The 18,355-nt window shown below is 65.6% G+C and carries 20 protein-coding genes and 1 riboswitch; of the genes, 13 read left to right on the forward strand and 7 right to left on the reverse strand.

Annotation, left to right across the window (positions count from 1 at the left end; translation table 11 throughout):
- Positions 1-55 precede the first annotated feature (55 nt).
- A riboswitch (SAM riboswitch) is annotated at positions 56-134 on the forward strand.
- Between the two features lie 69 nt (positions 135-203).
- The 3 genes from metZ (at position 204) to folE2 (ending at position 3,139) form a co-directional block, all read left to right on the forward strand.
- Entirely contained in the window at positions 204-1,409 is a 1,206-nt protein-coding gene (gene metZ, locus QQK63_RS03505; protein WP_277827504.1) for an O-succinylhomoserine sulfhydrylase, read from the forward strand.
- Positions 1,406-1,903, forward strand: a complete 498-nt coding sequence (locus QQK63_RS03510; protein WP_277827502.1) for a GNAT family N-acetyltransferase — start codon at positions 1,406-1,408, stop codon at positions 1,901-1,903. Before metZ ends, QQK63_RS03510 begins: the two co-directional genes overlap by 4 nt.
- A gap of 144 nt (positions 1,904-2,047) precedes the next feature.
- The gene (gene folE2 / locus QQK63_RS03515; RefSeq protein WP_277827500.1) at positions 2,048-3,139 is read left to right on the forward strand and encodes a GTP cyclohydrolase FolE2; all 1,092 of its coding nucleotides are present in this window, start codon (positions 2,048-2,050) and stop codon (positions 3,137-3,139) included.
- Between the two features lie 62 nt (positions 3,140-3,201).
- Here folE2 and QQK63_RS03520 read toward each other — a convergent pair whose 3' ends face one another.
- Positions 3,202-3,552 carry a hypothetical protein gene (locus QQK63_RS03520; RefSeq protein WP_277827498.1) on the reverse strand — a complete coding sequence of 117 codons (351 nt, stop codon included), beginning with the start codon at positions 3,550-3,552 and terminating at the stop codon, positions 3,202-3,204.
- 42 nt (positions 3,553-3,594) lie between these two features.
- A complete protein-coding gene (locus tag QQK63_RS03525) occupies positions 3,595-3,780 on the reverse strand; it encodes a hypothetical protein (protein WP_277827496.1) in 186 nt (61 codons plus the stop codon).
- A gap of 203 nt (positions 3,781-3,983) precedes the next feature.
- Between QQK63_RS03525 and QQK63_RS03530 the strand changes: the two genes are divergently transcribed.
- Positions 3,984-5,432 carry a TrkH family potassium uptake protein gene (locus QQK63_RS03530; protein ID WP_277827494.1) on the forward strand — a complete coding sequence of 483 codons (1,449 nt, stop codon included), beginning with the start codon at positions 3,984-3,986 and terminating at the stop codon, positions 5,430-5,432.
- A 7-nt stretch (positions 5,433-5,439) separates the two neighbouring features.
- Here the strand turns inward: QQK63_RS03530 and QQK63_RS03535 are convergent, their stop codons facing one another.
- Positions 5,440-6,636 (reverse strand): BaiN/RdsA family NAD(P)/FAD-dependent oxidoreductase, encoded by a 1,197-nt coding sequence (locus QQK63_RS03535; protein ID WP_277827492.1) that lies wholly within the window; start codon positions 6,634-6,636, stop codon positions 5,440-5,442.
- A gap of 157 nt (positions 6,637-6,793) precedes the next feature.
- Complete coding sequence (locus QQK63_RS03540) at positions 6,794-7,423, reverse strand: DnaJ domain-containing protein (RefSeq protein ID WP_277827490.1); 630 nt, start codon at positions 7,421-7,423, stop codon at positions 6,794-6,796.
- An 85-nt stretch (positions 7,424-7,508) separates the two neighbouring features.
- Between QQK63_RS03540 and QQK63_RS03545 the strand changes: the two genes are divergently transcribed.
- The gene (locus tag QQK63_RS03545) at positions 7,509-7,766 is read left to right on the forward strand and encodes a BolA family protein (RefSeq protein WP_277827488.1); all 258 of its coding nucleotides are present in this window, start codon (positions 7,509-7,511) and stop codon (positions 7,764-7,766) included.
- Here QQK63_RS03545 and QQK63_RS03550 read toward each other — a convergent pair.
- From QQK63_RS03550 to QQK63_RS03560, 3 genes are all read right to left on the reverse strand, one after another.
- Positions 7,756-8,151, reverse strand: coding sequence for a DUF4177 domain-containing protein (locus tag QQK63_RS03550; RefSeq protein ID WP_277827486.1), 396 nt, complete (start codon positions 8,149-8,151; stop codon positions 7,756-7,758). The two genes, QQK63_RS03545 and QQK63_RS03550, sit on opposite strands and share 11 nt — an antisense overlap.
- Before the next feature lie 127 nt (positions 8,152-8,278).
- On the reverse strand, positions 8,279-9,013 hold the full coding sequence (locus tag QQK63_RS03555; RefSeq protein ID WP_284283174.1) for a transglycosylase SLT domain-containing protein: 735 nt from the start codon (positions 9,011-9,013) through the stop codon (positions 8,279-8,281).
- A 216-nt stretch (positions 9,014-9,229) separates the two neighbouring features.
- Positions 9,230-9,820, reverse strand: a complete 591-nt coding sequence (locus QQK63_RS03560) for a transglycosylase SLT domain-containing protein (RefSeq protein ID WP_277827482.1) — start codon at positions 9,818-9,820, stop codon at positions 9,230-9,232.
- On the opposite strand from QQK63_RS03560, the gene QQK63_RS03565 reads away from it, so the two are divergent.
- From QQK63_RS03565 to QQK63_RS03600, 8 genes are all read left to right on the forward strand, one after another.
- Positions 9,819-9,971 (forward strand): hypothetical protein, encoded by a 153-nt coding sequence (locus QQK63_RS03565; RefSeq protein ID WP_277827480.1) that lies wholly within the window; start codon positions 9,819-9,821, stop codon positions 9,969-9,971. The genes QQK63_RS03560 and QQK63_RS03565 overlap by 2 nt on opposite strands.
- Before the next feature lie 30 nt (positions 9,972-10,001).
- The gene (gene gatB / locus QQK63_RS03570; protein WP_277827477.1) at positions 10,002-11,516 is read left to right on the forward strand and encodes an Asp-tRNA(Asn)/Glu-tRNA(Gln) amidotransferase subunit GatB; all 1,515 of its coding nucleotides are present in this window, start codon (positions 10,002-10,004) and stop codon (positions 11,514-11,516) included.
- A gap of 136 nt (positions 11,517-11,652) precedes the next feature.
- Positions 11,653-12,558: a hypothetical protein gene (locus QQK63_RS03575; RefSeq protein ID WP_277827475.1), complete on the forward strand. Its 906-nt coding sequence runs from the start codon at positions 11,653-11,655 to the stop codon at positions 12,556-12,558.
- A 220-nt stretch (positions 12,559-12,778) separates the two neighbouring features.
- A complete protein-coding gene (locus QQK63_RS03580; RefSeq protein WP_277827473.1) occupies positions 12,779-13,693 on the forward strand; it encodes a 5-bromo-4-chloroindolyl phosphate hydrolysis family protein in 915 nt (304 codons plus the stop codon).
- Between the two features lie 11 nt (positions 13,694-13,704).
- Positions 13,705-14,913, forward strand: coding sequence for a toxic anion resistance protein (locus QQK63_RS03585; RefSeq protein WP_277827471.1), 1,209 nt, complete (start codon positions 13,705-13,707; stop codon positions 14,911-14,913).
- Positions 14,914-14,921: 8 nt separating this feature from the next.
- Positions 14,922-15,857 (forward strand): DUF2927 domain-containing protein, encoded by a 936-nt coding sequence (locus QQK63_RS03590; protein WP_277827469.1) that lies wholly within the window; start codon positions 14,922-14,924, stop codon positions 15,855-15,857.
- Positions 15,858-15,981: 124 nt separating this feature from the next.
- On the forward strand, positions 15,982-17,088 hold the full coding sequence (locus tag QQK63_RS03595; RefSeq protein ID WP_277827467.1) for an SPFH domain-containing protein: 1,107 nt from the start codon (positions 15,982-15,984) through the stop codon (positions 17,086-17,088).
- A gap of 92 nt (positions 17,089-17,180) precedes the next feature.
- Complete coding sequence (locus QQK63_RS03600; protein WP_277827465.1) at positions 17,181-18,335, forward strand: TFIIB-type zinc finger domain-containing protein; 1,155 nt, start codon at positions 17,181-17,183, stop codon at positions 18,333-18,335.
- Positions 18,336-18,355: the final 20 nt, after the last annotated feature.

Genomic DNA, 18,355 nt, shown 5'->3' on the forward strand with positions numbered 1-18,355 from the left:
TGCCCATCGCCAACAGCGCCCTTCAGCCGCTTGACGGAACGCCCGGGGCGGCGTAGCCAGCGCGCGTGGAGATTTGTGAACCGGATTGCGGGCCACGTTAAACAAGCCGCTAAAGAGGTCGAGGACGTCCAGCCTGACCGCTCGCCCCCGACCATGTCCGCCCCGGCGTATCACCCGGGGCATGAGATGAGAGGAATGGGGCCATGACGGACCAGAACCACCTGAAATCCTTGCGCAAACGCACGCGCGCCGTCCATGCGGGCACGCGCCGCAGCCAATATGGCGAGGTGAGCGAGGCGATCTTCCTGACACAAGGCTTCGTCTATGACAGCGCCGAGGCCGCCGAGGCGCGGTTCATCGAAACCGGGCCCGACGAATTCATCTATGGCCGCTACGGCAACCCGACGGTTGCCATGTTCGAGGATCGCATCGCCTCGCTCGAAGGGGCGGAGGATGCCTTTGCCACGGCAAGTGGCATGGCGGCGGTCAACGCGGCGCTTGTGTCGATGCTGCGCGCGGGCGATCACGTGGTGGCGGCGCGCGCGCTCTTCGGCTCCTGCCTCTACATCCTCGAAGAGGTGCTGACCCGCTACGGCGTCGAGGTCAGTTTCGTCGACGGCACCGATCTGTCGCAATGGGAGGCGGCCATCCGCCCCGGCACCAAGGCGGTGTTCTTCGAATCGATTTCGAACCCCACGCTCGAGGTGATCGACATCGCCGCCGTCTCGCGGCTGGCCCATGCGGTCGGCGCGCTTGTGATCGTGGACAATGTCTTTGCCACGCCCGTCTTTCAGGACACCTTGGGTCTTGGCGCGGATGTCGTGGTCTATTCGGCCACCAAGCATATCGACGGTCAGGGCCGCTGCCTTGGCGGCGTGATCCTTGGGTCCAAGCAGTATATCCGCAAGGTCGTGGAACCCTATCTCAAGCATACCGGCGGGGCGATGTCGCCCTTCAACGCCTGGGTCATGCTGAAGTCGCTCGAAACGGTGGACTTGCGCTGCCGCGCACAGGCCCAAAGCGCGCAGCGCATCGCCGAAGCGCTCGAGGGGATGCCGGGCCTCTCGCGCGTGATCTTTCCGGGCCTGCCCAGCCATCCCCATCATGCGCTGGCCCGTGCGCAGATGGAAACCGGCGGCACGGTCATCGCGCTGGAGATCGCGGGCGGACAGGCGGCGGCGTTCCGTTTTCTGAACGCGCTCAAGATCGTGGCCATCTCGAACAACCTCGGCGATGCGAAATCGATCATCACCCATCCCGCCACCACGACCCACCAGCGCCTGACCGAGGAACAGCGTCAGGGCCTCGGAATCACGCGGGGGCTGGTGCGGCTGTCGGTGGGGCTCGAGGATGCCGAGGATCTGATCGCGGATCTGTCCACGGCGCTCGACGCGGCGCGGGGCGCATGAACGGGCTGATCATCCGGCCCTGTCGCGTGACCGACGCGCCGGAACTGGCCGAGCTGTATCACCGGGCCGTGCGCGAGGGGGCGGCCGCCCATTACGATGCCGCGCAACGGGCCGCATGGTCGCCCGCGCCCCCCAAGGGCGAGGCGTGGCGCCGGCGCCTGATCGAGGCGCAGACCGTGGTGGCCGAACGGGCGGAGCGGCTGCTCGGGTTCATGACGCTCGACATGTCGACGGGCTGGATCGATTTTGCCTATGTCGCGCCCGAGGCGATGGGCCAAGGCGTGGCCGAAACGCTCTATGCCGTGCTGGAGGGGCGCGCGCGGGCCGCGGGCCTCACCCGGCTCGAGACCGGGGCGAGCCTGTTGGCGGAGCGGTTCTTTGCCCGGCGCGGCTGGCATGTCGTGGCGCGGCAGACCGTGGAACGGGACGGGCAGCTTCTGGCCAACGCCACCATGGCCAAGGACCTGCACCAAGCCAGCCGCCGCGTGGCGTGACGCCACTCTCCCCGGCCGGTCGATGACCAAATCTTGATCCGAAGCCGCGGTCTTAGCGTAAAAAAAACCCCGGACAAGATTTGGAACCTCCGTTGGGGCACCTATCTTGCAGCTTCGTGCCCGGACGGAAGAGGAACGACGAAGATGAACATCCATGTGACCGAGCTGACCGAAACGCCGAGCCGCGCCGAGCTTGAGACCGCGCTGGCGCGCCTCAAGGCATGGGCGGCCAACGCCACGCCAGAGGATATCGCGGCGCTGGATCCTGCCGTGGCGCGGATGGTCGGTCACGGTTACCCGGTGTTCGAACGCCGGTATCCGACCGAGTTCAAGGTCGATGACGCCTACAAGGACGGCTTGCCCGACCTGCAAAACGGCCCCTCTTCGTTGATCAAGGGCGCGAACCGGCAGATCCAGCATGTCGGCATCTCGAATTTCCGCCTGCCCATCCGCTACCATACCCGCGACAACGGGGACCTGACGCTGGAAACCAGCGTCACGGGGACCGTCAGCCTCGAGGCGGACAAGAAGGGCATCAACATGAGCCGCATCATGCGGTCCTTCTATGCCCATGCCGAAAAGACCTTCAGCTTCGAGGTGATCGAGGCGGCGCTCGACGATTACAAGACCGACCTCGAAAGCTTCGATGCCCGCATCCAGATGCGCCTGTCCTTCCCGGCCAAGGTCAAAAGCCTGCGCTCGGGGCTCTCGGGCTACCAGTATTACGACATCGCGCTGGAATTGGTGGAACGGAACGGCGTCCGCCAGAAACTCGTGCATCTCGACTACGTCTATTCCTCGACCTGCCCCTGCTCGCTGGAATTGAGCGAACATGCGCGCGCGACGCGCAACCAGCTGGCGACGCCCCATTCGCAGCGGTCAGTGGCGCGGATCTCGGTCGAATTGGCCGAAGGCCAGGATTGCCTGTGGTTCGAGGACCTGATCGAGATGGCGCGCGCCGCCGTCCCGACCGAAACGCAGGTGATGGTCAAGCGCGAGGATGAACAGGCATTCGCCGAACTGAACGCCGCCAACCCGATCTTCGTCGAGGATGCGGCGCGCCTCTATGCCGAACGTCTCCATGCCGACGCGCGGGTGCGGGATTTCCGCGTGGTGGCCAGCCATCAGGAAAGCCTGCACAGCCACGACGCCGTCAGCGTCCTGACCGAGGGGGAGACGTTTGCGCAGGCAAGCCTCGATCCGCACCTCTTTTCCAGCCTGATCCATCGCGGCTGAAGTCGCAGGGCGATACGGAAACTGAAAAGGGCGCCCCCGGCAACGGAGGGCGCCCTTTGTGATCAGCGCTGCGGGCCGCGCCCCTGTCCGCCTGCATCCACAATCGGACCATTGTCGCGGTCGGTCCAGCCGGTGTAGCGCCCGTGCCGCGGGCCGCGCCCGTTTCCGCCCGCATCAAGGATCGGGCCGTTGTCGCTATCGGTCCATCCCGAGCGGGAGGTGATCACCGTGGTCGTCGTGGTGGTCGGCACGCATCCCGCCACCCCGGCCATGCCAAGACCCAGCGTCCCGATGCCGAACCCGCGCAGCATCATGCGGCGGTCCATGCCGTGCCGGGTCTTGATGTTGTCATCCGTCAGCGTCGCCTTGTCCGGCCCTTGGCCGTCGTCCCTGTCGTCGGTTCCGTCATTCATTCCACTGTCCTCCGTCATGAATACTTGGTCTTTGTTATCGGCTCAGGCGTCACGATCCGTTGCGGGGCTCGCGTCGCTCTCGCTGGAACGCGCGGGGGCCGCATCCGCATCGGTGTGGACATGCGCGTCGGCATCGGTGCCCGGTGGCCCGCCCGCGGGGCCGCCGCGGCGCTGGTATGTGGCAATGTCGCTGTCGGACAAGGTCTTCTTCGGCTTGGTATCGCCCATGCACGTGTTCCTGTCTGGCTGTGCCGACCGACCGGCCGCCACTGGCTTGATCGGGCTTCACCAAAGCGCCCGGGGACTCTCTTTTGTCTACGGCGAACGTTGCACAAGCCACGGCGGTGTTTCAACGATTTCCTTCTCGGCTCGGCAAGATAGCAGGGCGCTTTGCTTGACAGCACAAGTCGGGCGCGCCAACGCTCCGCCTCATGCTCGACCTGCGCCCCGTCGGATATGTGCTTGGCCTCCTGACCATCGTGATGGGGGTGGCGATGCTGTTCCCGATGGCGCTGGACCTGGCCGATGGCAACCGCAACTGGCAGGCCTTCGCGGTGTCGGCGGCCGTGGCCATCGCGCTTGGGGGCAGCGTCGCGCTGGCTTCGGCCAATTTCGACCTGCGCCAGATGAGCGTGCGCGAGGCCTTCCTCTTGACCACCTCGACATGGGTGGTGTTGCCCATGGTGGGCGCCATCCCGCTGATGCTGGGCGAACCCGACGTTTCGCTCACCGATGCCTATTTCGAGGCGGTGTCGGGCATGACCACGACCGGGGCCACGGTCTTTCCCGGCCTCGATGACCTGCCGCGCGGCGTGAATCTCTGGCGTGGCATCCTGCAATGGCTGGGCGGCCTCGGGATCGTGATCGTGGCGCTATTGTTCCTGCCCGTCATGCGGGTCGGCGGGATGCAATTCTTCCGCTCCGAAGGCTTCGATACGCTGGGCAAGGTGCTGCCGCGCACCATCGACATCTCGCGCGGGCTGATCCAGGCCTATGTCGTGCTGACCTTGGCCTGTGCGCTGACCTATGGCGCGCTCGGGATGACCTGGTACGAGGCGACGGTCCATTCGCTCACCACGTTGTCGACCGGCGGGTTTTCCACCACGGACGGAAGCTTTGCGACCTTCGCGGGCCCCCTCGAATATGCCGCCGTCGTCTTCATGATCTTGGCCTCGGTGCCCTTCATCCGCTTCATCCAGTTCGCGAACGGCAACCGGAGAGCGCTCTTTCGCGACGTGCAGGTGCGGGCCTTCCTGCGCTGGATGGCCTATGCGATCGTCACGCTGACGCTCTGGCAGATCGTGGTGTTGGACTATCCGGTGGAACCGGCCCTGCGGGAAAGCACCTTCAATCTCGTCACGATCTGGTCCGGGACGGGCTATTCCAGCACCGATGTCACCGCATGGGGCAGCTTTGCCTTCGGGATCCTGTTCATCGCCGGGCTGATCGGGGGATGCACCGCCTCGACCGGCTGTTCGGTCAAGGTGTTCCGCTACCTCGTGCTGAAGGAGGCGCTGGTCAGCCAGCTGCGCCTCCTCGTCAGCCCGCGCACGGTGACGGTGCCGCGTCTGGACGGGCGTCCGATCGAACGGGACGTGATCGATTCGGTCATGACCTTTACCGTCTTGTTCTTCCTCACGATGGGCATTGTCGCCGTGGCGCTGTCACTGACCGGGATGGCGACGCAGACGGCGATCACGGCAGCCTGGACTTCGGTTGCGAATATCGGCCCCGCCTTCGGGCCCGAGGTCGGCCCCACAGGGGCGATGAACGCGTTCCCGACCTCGGCCAAATGGATCATGATCTTCGCGATGCTGATCGGGCGGTTGGAGCTTCTGGCGGTCTTCGTGCTGTTCACCGCCGCCTTCTGGCGCGGGTGATGCGCGCTCAGGCGGCCGCGATGGCGCGTCCCGCCGCCACGCCCGAGGCCCAAGCCCATTGGAAATTGTAGCCGCCCAGCCAGCCGGTCACATCCAACGCCTCACCGATGATGTAGAGCCGCGGGGCAAGACGGGATTCGAGCGTGCCCGAACTGATCTTGTCGGTCGCAACCCCCCCGAGCGTCACCTCTGCCGTCCGGTATCCTTCGGAAGAGGTCGGGGCGAGGGTCCAGGTCTCCAGCCTTTCGGCCAACTGACGCAGCGCGGTATCGGATTGATCGGCCAGATTGCCCGAAAGCCCCCATGCCTCGACAATATGGCGCGCCAGCGCCTTGGGCAGAGTCTCGGACAGGATCGTGCCCAGCGCCCTGCCCCCGGCTTCGGCACGACGGGCGCGCAGGTGATCGAACACGTCGAGATCCGGGCACAGGCGCAACGCGATCCGGTCGCCCTCTCGCCAATAGCTTGAAATCTGCAAGATCGCAGGCCCCGACAAGCCGCGATGGGTGAACAGCACCGCCTCCTCGAAGGCCGCGCCATTGCAGCTGACGGCCGCCTCGACCGAACTGCCCGAAAGCCCCGCGAAAACCGTCTTCTGGGCCTCGTCGAAGGTCAGCGGCACAAGCGCGGGCCGCGTTTCGGTGATCTTGTGACCAAAGCTTTCGGCGATCCGGTAGGCCAGACCAGTCGCCCCCATCTTGGGGATCGACTTGCCGCCCGTGGCCAGTACGAGATGCTCCGCACTGACCCGGCACGCCCGCCCCTCCCGCGTCAGGTCGACATGAAAACGCCCGTCGCGCTGCGCGACATCCCCGATCTCCGTCTGGAGCCATAGATCGGCCCCCGCCCGGTCCATCTCCGCGCGGAGCATGGCGATGATGTCCTTGGCGGACCGATCGCAAAACAATTGCCCCAGCGTCTTTTCATGCCACGCGATGCCATGCCGCGTGACCAGATCGAGAAAGTCGAAAGGGCTGTAGCGGCTGAGGGCGGATTTGCAGAAATGGGGATTTTCCGACAGGAAATTCGCAGGTTCGGTGTTGAGATTGGTGAAATTGCAGCGCCCGCCGCCGGAGATGCGGATCTTTTCGCCCGGCGCCCTTGCGTGGTCGACGACAAGCGTTCCGGGACCCGAATGAGCCGCGCACATCATCCCCGCCGCACCCGCGCCGAGGATCAGGGTTCTGACGTGATGGACGGACATCGGGACCGATCAGGAGTTGCACAGGGCCCACCGCCGCCCGGGCGCGCGCCGCGCAGCGCCCATGGCGGGGTTCGACCCGGCTGGATTGCGGGGTGCCGGTGGCGCCTGCGGGAGCCTCCGGCGGGAGTTTTCGGGCCAAGATGAAGCCGGGCAGCGGTCAATCGGGGAAGTTCCGGCTGTCCTTGATCTGGTCCCACGCCCAGACGACCTCTTGCAGACGTTCTTCATCGGAGCGGTCGCCGCCGTTCATGTCGGGATGAAGGATCTTGATCAGGGCCTTGTAGCTCTTGCGGATCTCGGCCTTGGTCCAGTTGTCGCGGGCCTCGAGGATCTCGATCGCCTTGCGTTCGGTGGGCGGCAGCTTGCGTCCCGCGCCATTGCCGCGGCCGGGATTGCGCGTGGCGTTGCCGCCCAGCACCTGGTGGGCATCATCAACCCCAAGCCGGGCCCAGGCGCGTTCCTCGACCGTTTTCTTGAAGGGTTTCGTGGGCCGGTCCCAGACGCGGTCGCGGTCGAGCTGGGCTTCCATCTCGGCCTCGGTCGTGCCTTCGAAGAAGTTCCACTTGAGATTGTACTCGCGCACATGCTCGCGGCAAAACCACTTGTATTCCTCGAGATTGTCCGGGCTCTTGGGCGCGCGGTACTGGCCGACCTCCTCGCAACCCTCGACCTCGCAGACGCGCTGCGAGGTTTCGAAGGCCCCCGACATGCCGCGCCGACCCGAGCGGCGCTTCTTCTTGTCGGTGGACACGCGGAGGTCGAAATTGAACGGGTCCTTGTCGGGCATCGCGCTCCCCTTTTCGACTCGGAAGCGGGAGTTTAGGGTTTTGGACGGCAAGGTGAAGGGCCCCGGGCGGGAAAAGGCGAAAAACATGACACGGACCGAACGGATCGAGGCGCGATTGCGCGAAAGCTTCCAGCCCCGCGTGCTGGAGGTGATCGACGAAAGCGAGCGTCACCGGGGCCACGCGGGCTATCAGGATGGCGGGGAGAGCCATTTCAAGGTGACGATCGCCGCCGATGCCTTTGCCGGCATGAGCCGGATCGCGCGGCACCGGGCCGTCCACGCGGCACTGGGGCACGACCTCGTGTCCGAGATCCACGCCCTCGGCCTGACGATCAGCGACTAGTCTTGGGGTCGCGCTCCGCGCGATCCTCCTCGTCGGCGAGCGCGAAGAGATTGGCCAGATCGGCCTCTTCCGCGTCATCGGCCTCCTCCGCCACGGGCGGCGGCACGGGCGTGTTGCGCGCAGCGACCTCGGCCGCGGGCATGACCGCCTCCTCGGGCAAGGCGCGCTGGAACACCAGCAGCGTGCGATAGGTCGTCGCGCGGGAGGTCAGGCCGCGGCGCACTTCTTCGGGCAAGATGTCGGCGCGCAGATAGGTCCATCCCTCGGCGCCCATCGCGTTCAGCACATCCTCCAGCGTGGCGGCGAAATTCTCGGGTCCCTTGAGACCCTTGTGCTTCGTGGCACGATGCGGGGCGGGAACGAGCCTGTATTCGTAACGGGGCATGGCGGATCCTTGCTGGCGTGATGCGGTGTAACGCCGGGAGCGGCGGACGGGCAAGGCTGCAATCGACCGACTTAAGCTGGGGAAAGCCCGCCACCGCACCCGGGCACCGCCGTTGCGGCGCTCATCGTCAGCGCGACGCGGCCACCTGTGTGGCAGGCCGGACCGGGCGCGGCTGCGGGCGCAGCGCCATTCGCTCGGTCGGGTCCAACCGGGGCTCCGGGCGCAGGACGGGCCGAACCTGCGCGCGGCAATACTCCTGAATCCGCACCCAGTTGCGCATATCCTCCCGCTTGCGCGTCGAATGGAAGGGACCCCAATCCGCCGCGACGCCGCGCATGCCTTCGGCGATCACACCGTCGCGGGGCACGGTGGCCGCCATGATCCGGATGCCGCAACGCAGGTTCGCGGGCCCGTCCAGCAGGGCTTCGCCCGTGCCAACCTGACAGTTGCGCCATTGCGCGGTCCCGGGCGCGATCTGCACCAGTCCGAACCAGCGCCCGTCACCGCCCACCGCGTCCGGGTCATGGGTGCTCTCATGCCAGGCCAGCGTCGAGACGAGGCCCGCCCAAAAGGCGGCCCGCTGTTCTGCATCGGCGGTCGGATAGGCCGGGCACCACTGCGCGATATCGCGCGGGACCACATCCAACAAAGGCGCGCCCGGTCCGCGCAAGGCGGCCATGACAGCCGCGCTCCAGCGGGGACCGCGCGGATGCGTGTCCCAGCGCAGGCGCGGCACGTCCCACGTGTCACGCAGCCGCGGGCGCAGGCTGCGGTCGGGGGCAAGGGCGCTGGGGCCAAGCGGCGTTTCGATCGGGCGCGGACGGGGCATCGTGCGGGGCAGATCCGAGGGCTGAAACTGCATCTGCGCCAGGGTCGGCGGCCGGCCGCTACCGGGGGATGACGCTGCGCCCTGTGCCGCGACCGGAGCCGCGCACCAAAGGCCGAACAAGGCCAATCCGGCACCGAACAAGACGCCCAACCGCGTCATGCGTCTCCTCCCCAGGCAGCGCATCGCCGCAGATTGCCTGCGCGCGCTGCGTCTTGCAAGGGAAACGGTGGGGCCGTCGACGCAGAGCTGTCAGCCTTGGCAATAGGCCTGTTGGCTGACCCAGTTCCGGATCTCTTCGCGCTTGGACGCCTGGCTGGGATGGAAGGGGCCCCAATCGGCGGCAACACCGCGGGTGCCTTCCGAGATCACGCCATCGCGGGGAACGGTCGTGGCCCAGATCCGGAGCGCGCAGCTCACGTTCGCGCCACCATCGAGCAGGGCGTCGCCGCTGGTCGCGTTGCAGCCATAGTGCCGCGCAGTCGCCGGGCTGATCTGCACCAGGCCGAACCAACGCCCGCCGCCGCCTACGGCAACCTCGTTCCAAGTGCTTTCGTATCGCGCCAGCGCCGAGAGCAGGCCAAGCCAGAAGGCGGCGCGCTCTTCCTCGGTCGCGTCGGGATAGCCGGGGCACCAGGTCTCGACATCGGCCGGAACGATATGGGGCAGGATCGATGCGTGGCTGTCCAGAGCGGCGAAGCCTTCCGCCTCCCATGCCTGCGATTGCGGGACGTGGTCCCACGCCATCACGGTGGTCTCGAGCGGGCGATCCGACGAAATCGCCCCGCAAGACGACATCAGGAGACCAAGACCGGCAAGGGCGGCGAAGCGGAAGGGGGTCATGCTGGGCAAACTTGTGCTGTTGAAGATGGCGCTCTGTGGCGGCGATCCTCCTCCGCTGGCAAGCGTCCCGTCCCGGCAGCGGCGATTTCGGCGGTCAACCGCCGATGATCGCACGGCGGCGGGCCTTGCCCCGCTGCCCGGGCTGACCTAAACGCAAAGCGCACGGCTGACGGAGGCGCAGATGCTCGACCTGACCTATCAGACCCCGAAACCCAAGGTGATCGCGGGCGCGAAACACGATTGGGAACTGGTGATCGGCATGGAGGTTCATGCCCAGGTCGCGTCGAAATCCAAGCTCTTTTCCGGGGCCTCGACGCTCTTCGGGGCGGAGCCCAATTCCAACGTGGCCTTCGTCGACGCGGGAATGCCCGGCATGTTGCCCGTCATCAACGATTTCTGCGTTGCACAGGCCGTGCGGACCGGATTGGGGCTGAAGGCGGCGATCAACCTGCGCTCGGCCTTCGACCGCAAGAATTATTTCTACCCCGACCTGCCGCAGGGCTACCAGATTTCGCAGCTCTACCACCCGATCGTGGGCGAAGGTGAAGTGCTGGTCGAGATGGGCGATGGCACCGCGCGGATCGTGCGGATCGAGCGCATCCATCTCGAACAAGATGCCGGCAAGTCGATCCATGACATGGACCCGGCGCTGTCCTTCGTCGATCTGAACCGCACGGGCGTGGCGCTGATGGAGATCGTCAGCCGCCCCGACATCCGCGGCCCCGAGGAAGCGGCGGCTTACGTCGCGAAGCTCCGTCAGATCATGCTTTATCTCGGCACCTGCGACGGCAACATGCAAAACGGCAACCTGCGCGCGGATGTGAACGTTTCGGTCTGTCGCCCCGGCGCCTACGAGCGCTATCAGGAAACGCAGGATTTCAGCCATCTTGGCACGCGCTGCGAGATCAAGAACATGAACTCGCTGCGCTTCATCCAGGCCGCCATCGATTACGAGGCGCGGCGTCAGATCGCCATCCTCGAGGCGGGCGGCACGATCGATCAAGAAACCCGGCTCTACGATCCCGACAAGGGTGAAACGCGGTCGATGCGTTCCAAGGAAGAGGCGCATGATTACCGCTATTTCCCCGACCCCGACCTGTTGCCGCTCGAGATCGAGCAGGCCTGGGTCGACGAGATCGCGGCCAATCTGCCCGAATTGCCCGACGCGAAAAAAGCGCGCTTCATCGGCGACTACGGCCTTTCGGATTACGACGCGAGCGTGTTGACCGCCGATCTGGACGCGGCGCAGTATTTCGAGGTCGTGGTGGCCGAAGCCGGCGACGGCAAGATGGCGGCGAACTGGGTCATAAACGAATTGTTCGGCCGCCTGAAAAAGGACGAGGCCGACATCACCGCCAGCCCCGTCAGCCCCGCACAGCTTGCCGGGGTCATCCGCCTGATCAAATCCGGCGATATTTCGGGCAAAATCGCCAAGGACCTGTTCGAGATCGTCTATACCGAAGGCGGCGATCCGGCGCAGATCGTCGAGGCGCGCGGGATGAAGCAGGTGACCGACACCGGCGCGATCGAAGCCGCCGTTGACCAGATCATCGCCGAGAACCCGGCGCATGTAGAAAAGGCCAAACAGAACCCCAAGCTGGCGGGCTGGTTCGTGGGCCAGGTGATGAAGGCCACGGGCGGCAAGGCGAACCCCGCCACCGTCAACGAATTGGTAACGGCCAAGCTCGGTCTGTAAACCTTTCGGTAACGGGTGAGGCCGTTCTGTTAACTCCGTGGCAAGCTTTGGCCTGTCACGGAGCTGTCGCAGCGCCTTAACCCGGATGTCGCGGGACCTGCGTAAAACACCCCCAGATGTGGCAGGGGTGATCGGCATGGCGCTGGTGTCCGTGAACGCGACGGAAACGGGATGGACGGACCGGCCTCACCTGCTTGCCGTCCTGAAAAACCTGCCCCGTGACGCGCCCGTGGTCATCATGATCCATGGCTACCGCTTCTCGCCTTGGGTCGCGGACGAAGACCCTCACCGCCACATCCTGTCGGCCAAGCCCTGCAAGTCGTGCTGGAAAGCCGTCAGCTGGCCACGTCACCTGCGGCTCGACCAAGATGATGGGGCGCTCGGCATCGGATTTGGCTGGCACGCCCGCGGCCCGCTCCCGCGCGTGGCGCGAAGCGCCTTTCGCATCGGCAAGACGCTGGCCGGTTTGATCCATGAAATCAACCACCTGCGCGACGATCTGCGGGTTCACATCCTGGCCCATTCGCTGGGCGCGCGGGTGGCGCTGGCCGCGTTGGCCGACGTGCCGCCCGGTGCGCTGCGCCGGATCATCCTCCTGTCAGGTGCGGAATACGGGGCCAATGCCTGGGCGGCCATGACCAAGGCCGGGGGGAACCACCCCGACATCATCAATGTCACAAGCGGCGAGAACGCGCTTTTCGACGCGCTGTTTCGGCTCGGGGTGCCCCCGCCAATGCGGGGCGACCGACCAATCTCTGCGGGGTTCGGTGATCTGGCTGGCTGGACCGACCTGCGCATCGATTGCCGCGCGACCCGGGGTCTGCTGCGGGACGCAGGCTATCCGACCCGCCCGCCCCGGACGCGCATCTGTCATTGGTCGACCTATCTGCGGCCAGGCCTGTTCCGGCTGTATCGCGACCTGTGCGATCCCTTGGGCAGCGACCCCCTTCCCCGTCTTGCGGCGCACATGTCCAACCGGCTCGAACAGCCATCGCGCACCGGCGCGACCGGGGGACGAACCGCCCTCCTTTCCCCCTTGTGACCCGCCGGAACCGGCCCGATCTGCTTAGAACGGGCGGGAAACCACCACCCGTCGTTGCATTGTCTGGTTTTTCAAGGAAAACCTTTCTAACGTGACGATCACGACCGAAAGACTACCAACGGGGATGGCATGAGTTCGAGTTTCCTGCAGGGCGTGGCGTTCTTTGCCCTTGTCGTCGTCACCGTGATGGCCAGTTTCGGCGGCTTCGGGGTTCTCTGACATGTCCAAGCGCTATGGCGGAGAATTCAGCCCCAGCGGACGGCGCGATGCCAGCGCACCGCGCGAGACGGTGTCCGCCGAACGGCTGGAAGTGCCCAGCTTCAAGGGCCGCAAGCCGATGCGGCACGGGGCCAAGCTCAACATCCTGTTCCTGCTGCCGCTGATCGCGGCGGCGGCCGCGCTGTTTCAGCCGGTCGCAGGCCTTGCGGTCGATCTGGCCGGTGCGGCGGCCCTGATGCTCTCGGCTTGGCTGACGCGCGATGGGGTTCGGGCCGAGGATGCCTTTGACGAACGCACGGTTGCCCGCCGCCCGGCCATCCCGCGCAAGATCTTCGGCTCGGTCCTCATGGGGGCTGGCGTTGGTCTTCTGGTGTTCGGTGGCCAATGGAACCTTGCCGCCGCGATCATCATGGGCGCGGTCGCCGGGGGCTTGCATCTGGCGTCCTTCGGGCTCGACCCGTTGGCCGACAAGGGGCTGGAAGGGCTCGACCGCCGCGAGACCGACCGCATCGCGCGCAAGATCGAAGAAGCCGAGGCGGTACTGGCGCAGATGACGGATGCGATCAAGCGCGCCCGCGACAGGCAGCTCGAGGCCCGCGTTGAGGCGTTCGAGGATACCGTGCGCCAGATGTTCCGGCAGGTGGAGGCCGATCCGCGCGACCTGACCGCGGCCCGCCGCTACCTTGGCGTCTACCTTCAGGGCGCACGGGATGCGACGGTGCAATTCGTCGATCTTTACGCCCGCAACCGCGACCCGCAGGTACGCGCTGATTACGAGGCGTTCCTGACCGACATGGACACCAATTTCGCCAAGCGGACAACGGCCATGCTCACCGATGACCGCACGAATTTCGACGTGGAGATCGAGGTCTTGCGGGACCGATTGACCCGCGAAAACCTGCGTATCGAGGGATAAGGACCAAAACCATGACCACGAACATCCGCCAACAAGCCGAAGACGCGACAAAGCTCGTCGAGGAAATCAACGCCGTGGTTCTGCTGGAACCTGCCGCCGATCTGGTGCCCCTGCCCGAGGCCGACGCGCCCACCGCCGAGGAAATCCGCAAGCGCGTGGCCGAGATCGACATGACCGACACGAATTCCATCGTGACCTTCGGCTCGGCTGCTCAGGCCGAATTGCAGCAGATCAGTCAGGCGATGCTGCAAGGCGTCAAGAACAAGGATGTGGGCCCCGCAGGTGACAGCCTGCGCGAGATCGTGGGCACGATCCGGGGTTTTTCGGTCGACGAACTGGACCCCAACCGCAAGCGCAGCTGGTGGGAGCGCCTGTTCGGCAAGGCCAAGCCGATCCATAATTTCATGGCGCGCTACGAACAGGTGCAGGACCAGATCGACCGGATCACCGAGAACCTCTTGAGCCACGAGCACACGCTGATGAAGGACATCAAGTCGCTCGACAAACTTTACGAGAAGACGCTCGATTTCTACGACGAGCTGGCCCTCTATATCGCCGCGGGCGAGGAAAAGCTGCGCGAGCTCGATCAGGACACGATCCCCGCGAAGGAAGCGGAGGTGCAGGCCGCCCCCGAGAACGATCAGGTCATCAAGGCGCAGGAATTGCGCGACCTGCGCGCGGCCCGCGACGATCTGGAACGCCGCGTCCATGACCTGAAACTGACGCGGCAGGTGACCATGCAGTCGCTGCCCTCGATCCGGCTGGTGCAGGAGAACGACAAAAGCCTTGTCACCAAGATCAACTCGACCCTCGTGAACACCGTGCCGCTGTGGGAAACCCAGCTCGCGCAGGCGGTCACGATCCAGCGCTCGACCGAAGCCGCCCGCGCGGTGCGCGAGGCCACCGACCTGACCAACGAGTTGCTGCAGCAGAATGCGACAAACCTGCGCGAAAGCAACAAGATGGTCCGCGAGGAAATGGAGCGCGGCGTCTTCGACATCGAGGCTGTCAAGGCCGCCAATGCCGAACTGATCGCCACGATCGAGGACAGTCTCCAGATTGCCGACGAGGGAAAGCGCCGCCGCGCCGCGGCCGAAGTCGAGATGCAGCGGATGGAGGCCGAATTGCGCGATACTCTGGCGGCCGCTTCCTCGCGGGCGACGCAAGCTGCATCCGGCGCGACCGGTTCGGGCGCCACCCCGCCGCCGCCGGCCCGCTGATCGTGCCCATGCCGCTGCGCCTGACCTGTCTGTCCCTTTGCGCGGCGGCCCTTGCCCTGTCTGCCTGCATGCCCAGCATGCAACAGGTGAACGTGTCGCCCCGGCCCGAGCAGCGGGCCGAGGCACCCGAACCCTCGCCCGAGAGCCTCGCGCTGGCGCGCTACTACCGCGGCATCGAGGAACGGCTCACCGCCGACGGGCTATTGCGCACCGACACCGGGCAACGCGACGCGCCCTTCAGCGCGCAGGTTCTGGCCGCGAATTTCGAACGGATCGCGCTTTACGACGAATACGTCCTCATGGGCGGGCGTTTCGTGCAGCAGCAAACCCCCGCACGGTTGCGCCGCTGGGAACAACCGGTTCGCATCCAGCCGCATTTCGGGGCCTTTGTGGATTCGGCCCAACAGGCCGAAGACCGCGCCATCCTTTCGACCTATGCCACGAGGCTTGCGCGGGCCACGGGGCATCCCGTCTCGACCGTGCGGACCGGGGGCAATTTCCACGTGCTCTACCTTGGTCGTGACGATCTGCGGGACGTGGGTGATCTAGTGCGCAGCCTTGTACCCGGCATCGGAGACGCGGTGGTAACCGAAATCGAAACCTTGCCGCGCTCGACCTTCTGCTCGGTCTATGCCTTTTCCGAGAGCGGCGGGCGGTCCGTCTATGTCGCGGCCATCGCCATCATCCGCGACGAGCATCCCGGTCTCTTGCGGCGCTCCTGTGTCCACGAGGAGGTGGCGCAGGGTCTGGGCCTGCCCAATGACAGCCCCGCGGCACGACCCTCGATCTTCAACGATGACGAGGAATTCGCGCTTCTGACACGGCACGACGAATTGCTCCTGCGGATGCTCTACGATCCACGCCTCACCCCCGGCCTCCGACCCGAGGAGGCACGCCCGACCGTGCGCCTGATCGCCGAGGAACTGCTGGGCGGATCAAGTTGACCCCTCAGCCTGCGCGCGGTGAAAAATCCATGGAAATTCCCGCCCCGCATTCCCTGTAGCGACACGGAGCGGCAGCCTATATCATCTTTCGCGACAAACAGACTTTTCGACAGGGGATTGCCAGATGCCGATCATGGATTTTCTCAGGGGCCAGTTCATCGATGTCATCGAATGGACCGACGACACCCGCGACACGATGGTCTACCGGTTCGAGCGTTACGGCAATGAAATCAAGTACGGTGCCAAGCTGACCGTGCGCGAGGGGCAGACGGCCGTCTTTGTCCACGAGGGACAACTGGCCGATGTCTTCACCCCGGGTCTCTACATGCTGGAGACCAACAACATGCCGATCATGACGAACCTGCAGCATTGGGATCACGGGTTCGCCTCGCCGTTCAAATCCGAGATCTACTTCGTCTCGACCGCGCGGTTCACCGATCTGAAATGGGGCACCAAGAACCCGATCATGCTGCGCGACCCGGAATTCGGGCCGACGCGCATCCGCGCCTTCGGCACCTATACCGTGCGCGTCGCAGATGCCGCGCGCTTCATGACCGAGATCGTGGGCACCGACGGAGAATTCACCACCGACGAGATCACCAGCCAGATCCGCAACATCATCGTGCAGCAGTTCAGCCAGGTCGTGGCGGGATCGGGCATCCCGGTGCTCGACATGGCGGCCAATACCGGTGACTTCGGCAAGATCGTGGCGGACCGGATCTCGGCCACGTTGACGGACTACGGTCTGACCCTGCCCGAGCTTTACATCGAGAATATCTCGCTGCCCCCCGCGGTCGAAGAGGCGCTGGACAAGCGGACTTCGATGGGCGTGGTCGGAGATCTCAACAAATACACGCAGTTTCAGACCGCCGAAGCGATGCGCGCGGCCGCCGAAAACCCCGGCGGCGGTGGCATGGGCGAGGGTCTCGGGATGGGGATGGGCATGGCCATGGCGCAGGGCCTGACACAGGCGATGGGCGGCGGCCGGGCTGCGGCACCCGCCGCCCCGCCGCCCCCGCCCGTCGAACATGTCTGGCACATCGCCGAGAATGGCCAGACGCGGGGCCCGTTCTCGCGCGCCGATCTGGGGCGCATGGCCAGCGCAGGCGAATTGACCCGGCAGACCCATGTCTGGACGCAAGGGCAGGATGGCTGGAAGCGCGCCGAGGAGGTGACGGAGCTTGCCCAGCTTTTCACCGTGATGCCGCCGCCGCCCCCGCCGGGCGTGTGAGACCCGACGCATGACGGTCGGCCCGCGGATGCGGGCCGTCCCCGCCCGCGCCCCATCCGGGGCCAAAGCCCATTCGCGACGCGAAAGCCAAGATGTCCGACAGTTTCGACAGCACCAAAGAAGCGGCCCGCCCCGAGGATGAACACCGCTTTCCCTGTCCGCAATGCGGCTCGGATCTCCGCTTTGCTCCAACCGAGGGAAAGCTGGTCTGCGACCATTGCGGGCATGAGGAACCGATCGAGGATGACCGCGCGGCAGGCCCTTGGGGCGGGGAGGCCCCCGCGCTCGTCGAACTGGATTACGAGACCGCAATCGCCGCCCAACTCCCCGCGCAGGAGATGGAGGAAACCCGCGTCAGCCAATGCCCGTCTTGCGGCGCACAGGTCAGTTTCGAAGGGGCGACCCATTCCGCCGAATGCCCGTTTTGCGCAACACCCGTCGTGGCCGACACCGGCACCCATCGCCATATCAAGCCCAAGGGCGTCCTGCCCTTCAAACTGACCGAGAAGCAGGCTCATGACGCGATGAACGGCTGGCTGGGGCGGCTGTGGTTCGCGCCGAACGGCCTGCAGGACTACGCCAAGAAGGGCCGCAAGATGGACGGCATCTATGTCCCCTACTGGACCTATGATGCCGATACGGCCACCAATTATCAGGGCCAGCGGGGCGACGCCTATTACGTCACCGTGCGCGGGCCCGATGGCAAGTCCCGACAGGAACGCCGCGTCCGCTGGAGCCGCCGCTCGGGCCGCGTGGCGCGGTTCTTCGACGATATCCTGATCCTCGCCTCGCGATCGCTGCCCAAACGCTTCACCGACCGGCTTGCGCCGTGGGACCTGCGGGACCTTGACGCATATCGGCCGGAATTCCTGTCCGGTTTCCGGGCCGAGGGCTATCAGGTCGAGCTTGCCGAAGGTTTCGAGGAAGCCAAGCAGGTGATGGAGGCACAGATCCGGCAAGACATCCGCCGCGACATCGGCGGCGATGAACAGCGCATCGACCACATGCAGATCCGCATCGACGACGTGACCTTCAAGCATGTCCTGCTGCCGGTCTGGCTGGCCGCCTACAAGTATCGTGGGCAGACCTACCGCTTCGTCGTGAACGGACAGACCGGCAAGGTGCAGGGCGAACGCCCATGGTCGTGGATCAAGATCGCGATCGCCGTGATCTTGGCGGCAATCGTGATCGGGGCGGGCCTTTATGTTTATGGAATGGTCGAGGGTGGCGGAACGGCCCTCAAATAGCCAACACCCCAAGAAGGGAC

The organism is Roseicyclus marinus, from assembly GCF_030163795.1.
GTDB lineage: Bacteria > Pseudomonadota > Alphaproteobacteria > Rhodobacterales > Rhodobacteraceae > Roseicyclus > Roseicyclus marinus.

Excerpts from the sequence above, each read along its gene's own strand:
- QQK63_RS03525 (WP_277827496.1), bottom strand. The coding sequence starts at position 3,780 with ATGGGCGATACCAAGCCGAAGAAGACCTTGTCCGACAGCGACATTGCC.
- QQK63_RS03555 (WP_284283174.1), bottom strand. The coding sequence starts at position 9,013 with ATGCAGTTTCAGCCCTCGGATCTGCCCCGCACGATGCCCCGTCCGCGC.
- QQK63_RS03590 (WP_277827469.1), top strand. The coding sequence starts at position 14,922 with ATGCCGCTGCGCCTGACCTGTCTGTCCCTTTGCGCGGCGGCCCTTGCC.
- QQK63_RS03510 (WP_277827502.1), top strand. The coding sequence starts at position 1,406 with ATGAACGGGCTGATCATCCGGCCCTGTCGCGTGACCGACGCGCCGGAA.
- QQK63_RS03535 (WP_277827492.1), bottom strand. The coding sequence starts at position 6,636 with ATGTCCGTCCATCACGTCAGAACCCTGATCCTCGGCGCGGGTGCGGCG.
- QQK63_RS03520 (WP_277827498.1), bottom strand. The coding sequence starts at position 3,552 with ATGAATGACGGAACCGACGACAGGGACGACGGCCAAGGGCCGGACAAG.
- QQK63_RS03560 (WP_277827482.1), bottom strand. The coding sequence starts at position 9,820 with ATGACCCCCTTCCGCTTCGCCGCCCTTGCCGGTCTTGGTCTCCTGATG.
- folE2 (WP_277827500.1), top strand. The coding sequence starts at position 2,048 with ATGAACATCCATGTGACCGAGCTGACCGAAACGCCGAGCCGCGCCGAG.
- QQK63_RS03540 (WP_277827490.1), bottom strand. The coding sequence starts at position 7,423 with ATGCCCGACAAGGACCCGTTCAATTTCGACCTCCGCGTGTCCACCGAC.
- QQK63_RS03575 (WP_277827475.1), top strand. The coding sequence starts at position 11,653 with ATGGCGCTGGTGTCCGTGAACGCGACGGAAACGGGATGGACGGACCGG.
- QQK63_RS03580 (WP_277827473.1), top strand. The coding sequence starts at position 12,779 with ATGTCCAAGCGCTATGGCGGAGAATTCAGCCCCAGCGGACGGCGCGAT.
- QQK63_RS03545 (WP_277827488.1), top strand. The coding sequence starts at position 7,509 with ATGACACGGACCGAACGGATCGAGGCGCGATTGCGCGAAAGCTTCCAG.
- QQK63_RS03565 (WP_277827480.1), top strand. The coding sequence starts at position 9,819 with ATGCTGGGCAAACTTGTGCTGTTGAAGATGGCGCTCTGTGGCGGCGAT.
- QQK63_RS03600 (WP_277827465.1), top strand. The coding sequence starts at position 17,181 with ATGTCCGACAGTTTCGACAGCACCAAAGAAGCGGCCCGCCCCGAGGAT.
- QQK63_RS03595 (WP_277827467.1), top strand. The coding sequence starts at position 15,982 with ATGCCGATCATGGATTTTCTCAGGGGCCAGTTCATCGATGTCATCGAA.
- QQK63_RS03585 (WP_277827471.1), top strand. The coding sequence starts at position 13,705 with ATGACCACGAACATCCGCCAACAAGCCGAAGACGCGACAAAGCTCGTC.
- gatB (WP_277827477.1), top strand. The coding sequence starts at position 10,002 with ATGCTCGACCTGACCTATCAGACCCCGAAACCCAAGGTGATCGCGGGC.
- QQK63_RS03550 (WP_277827486.1), bottom strand. The coding sequence starts at position 8,151 with ATGCCCCGTTACGAATACAGGCTCGTTCCCGCCCCGCATCGTGCCACG.
- metZ (WP_277827504.1), top strand. The coding sequence starts at position 204 with ATGACGGACCAGAACCACCTGAAATCCTTGCGCAAACGCACGCGCGCC.
- QQK63_RS03530 (WP_277827494.1), top strand. The coding sequence starts at position 3,984 with ATGCTCGACCTGCGCCCCGTCGGATATGTGCTTGGCCTCCTGACCATC.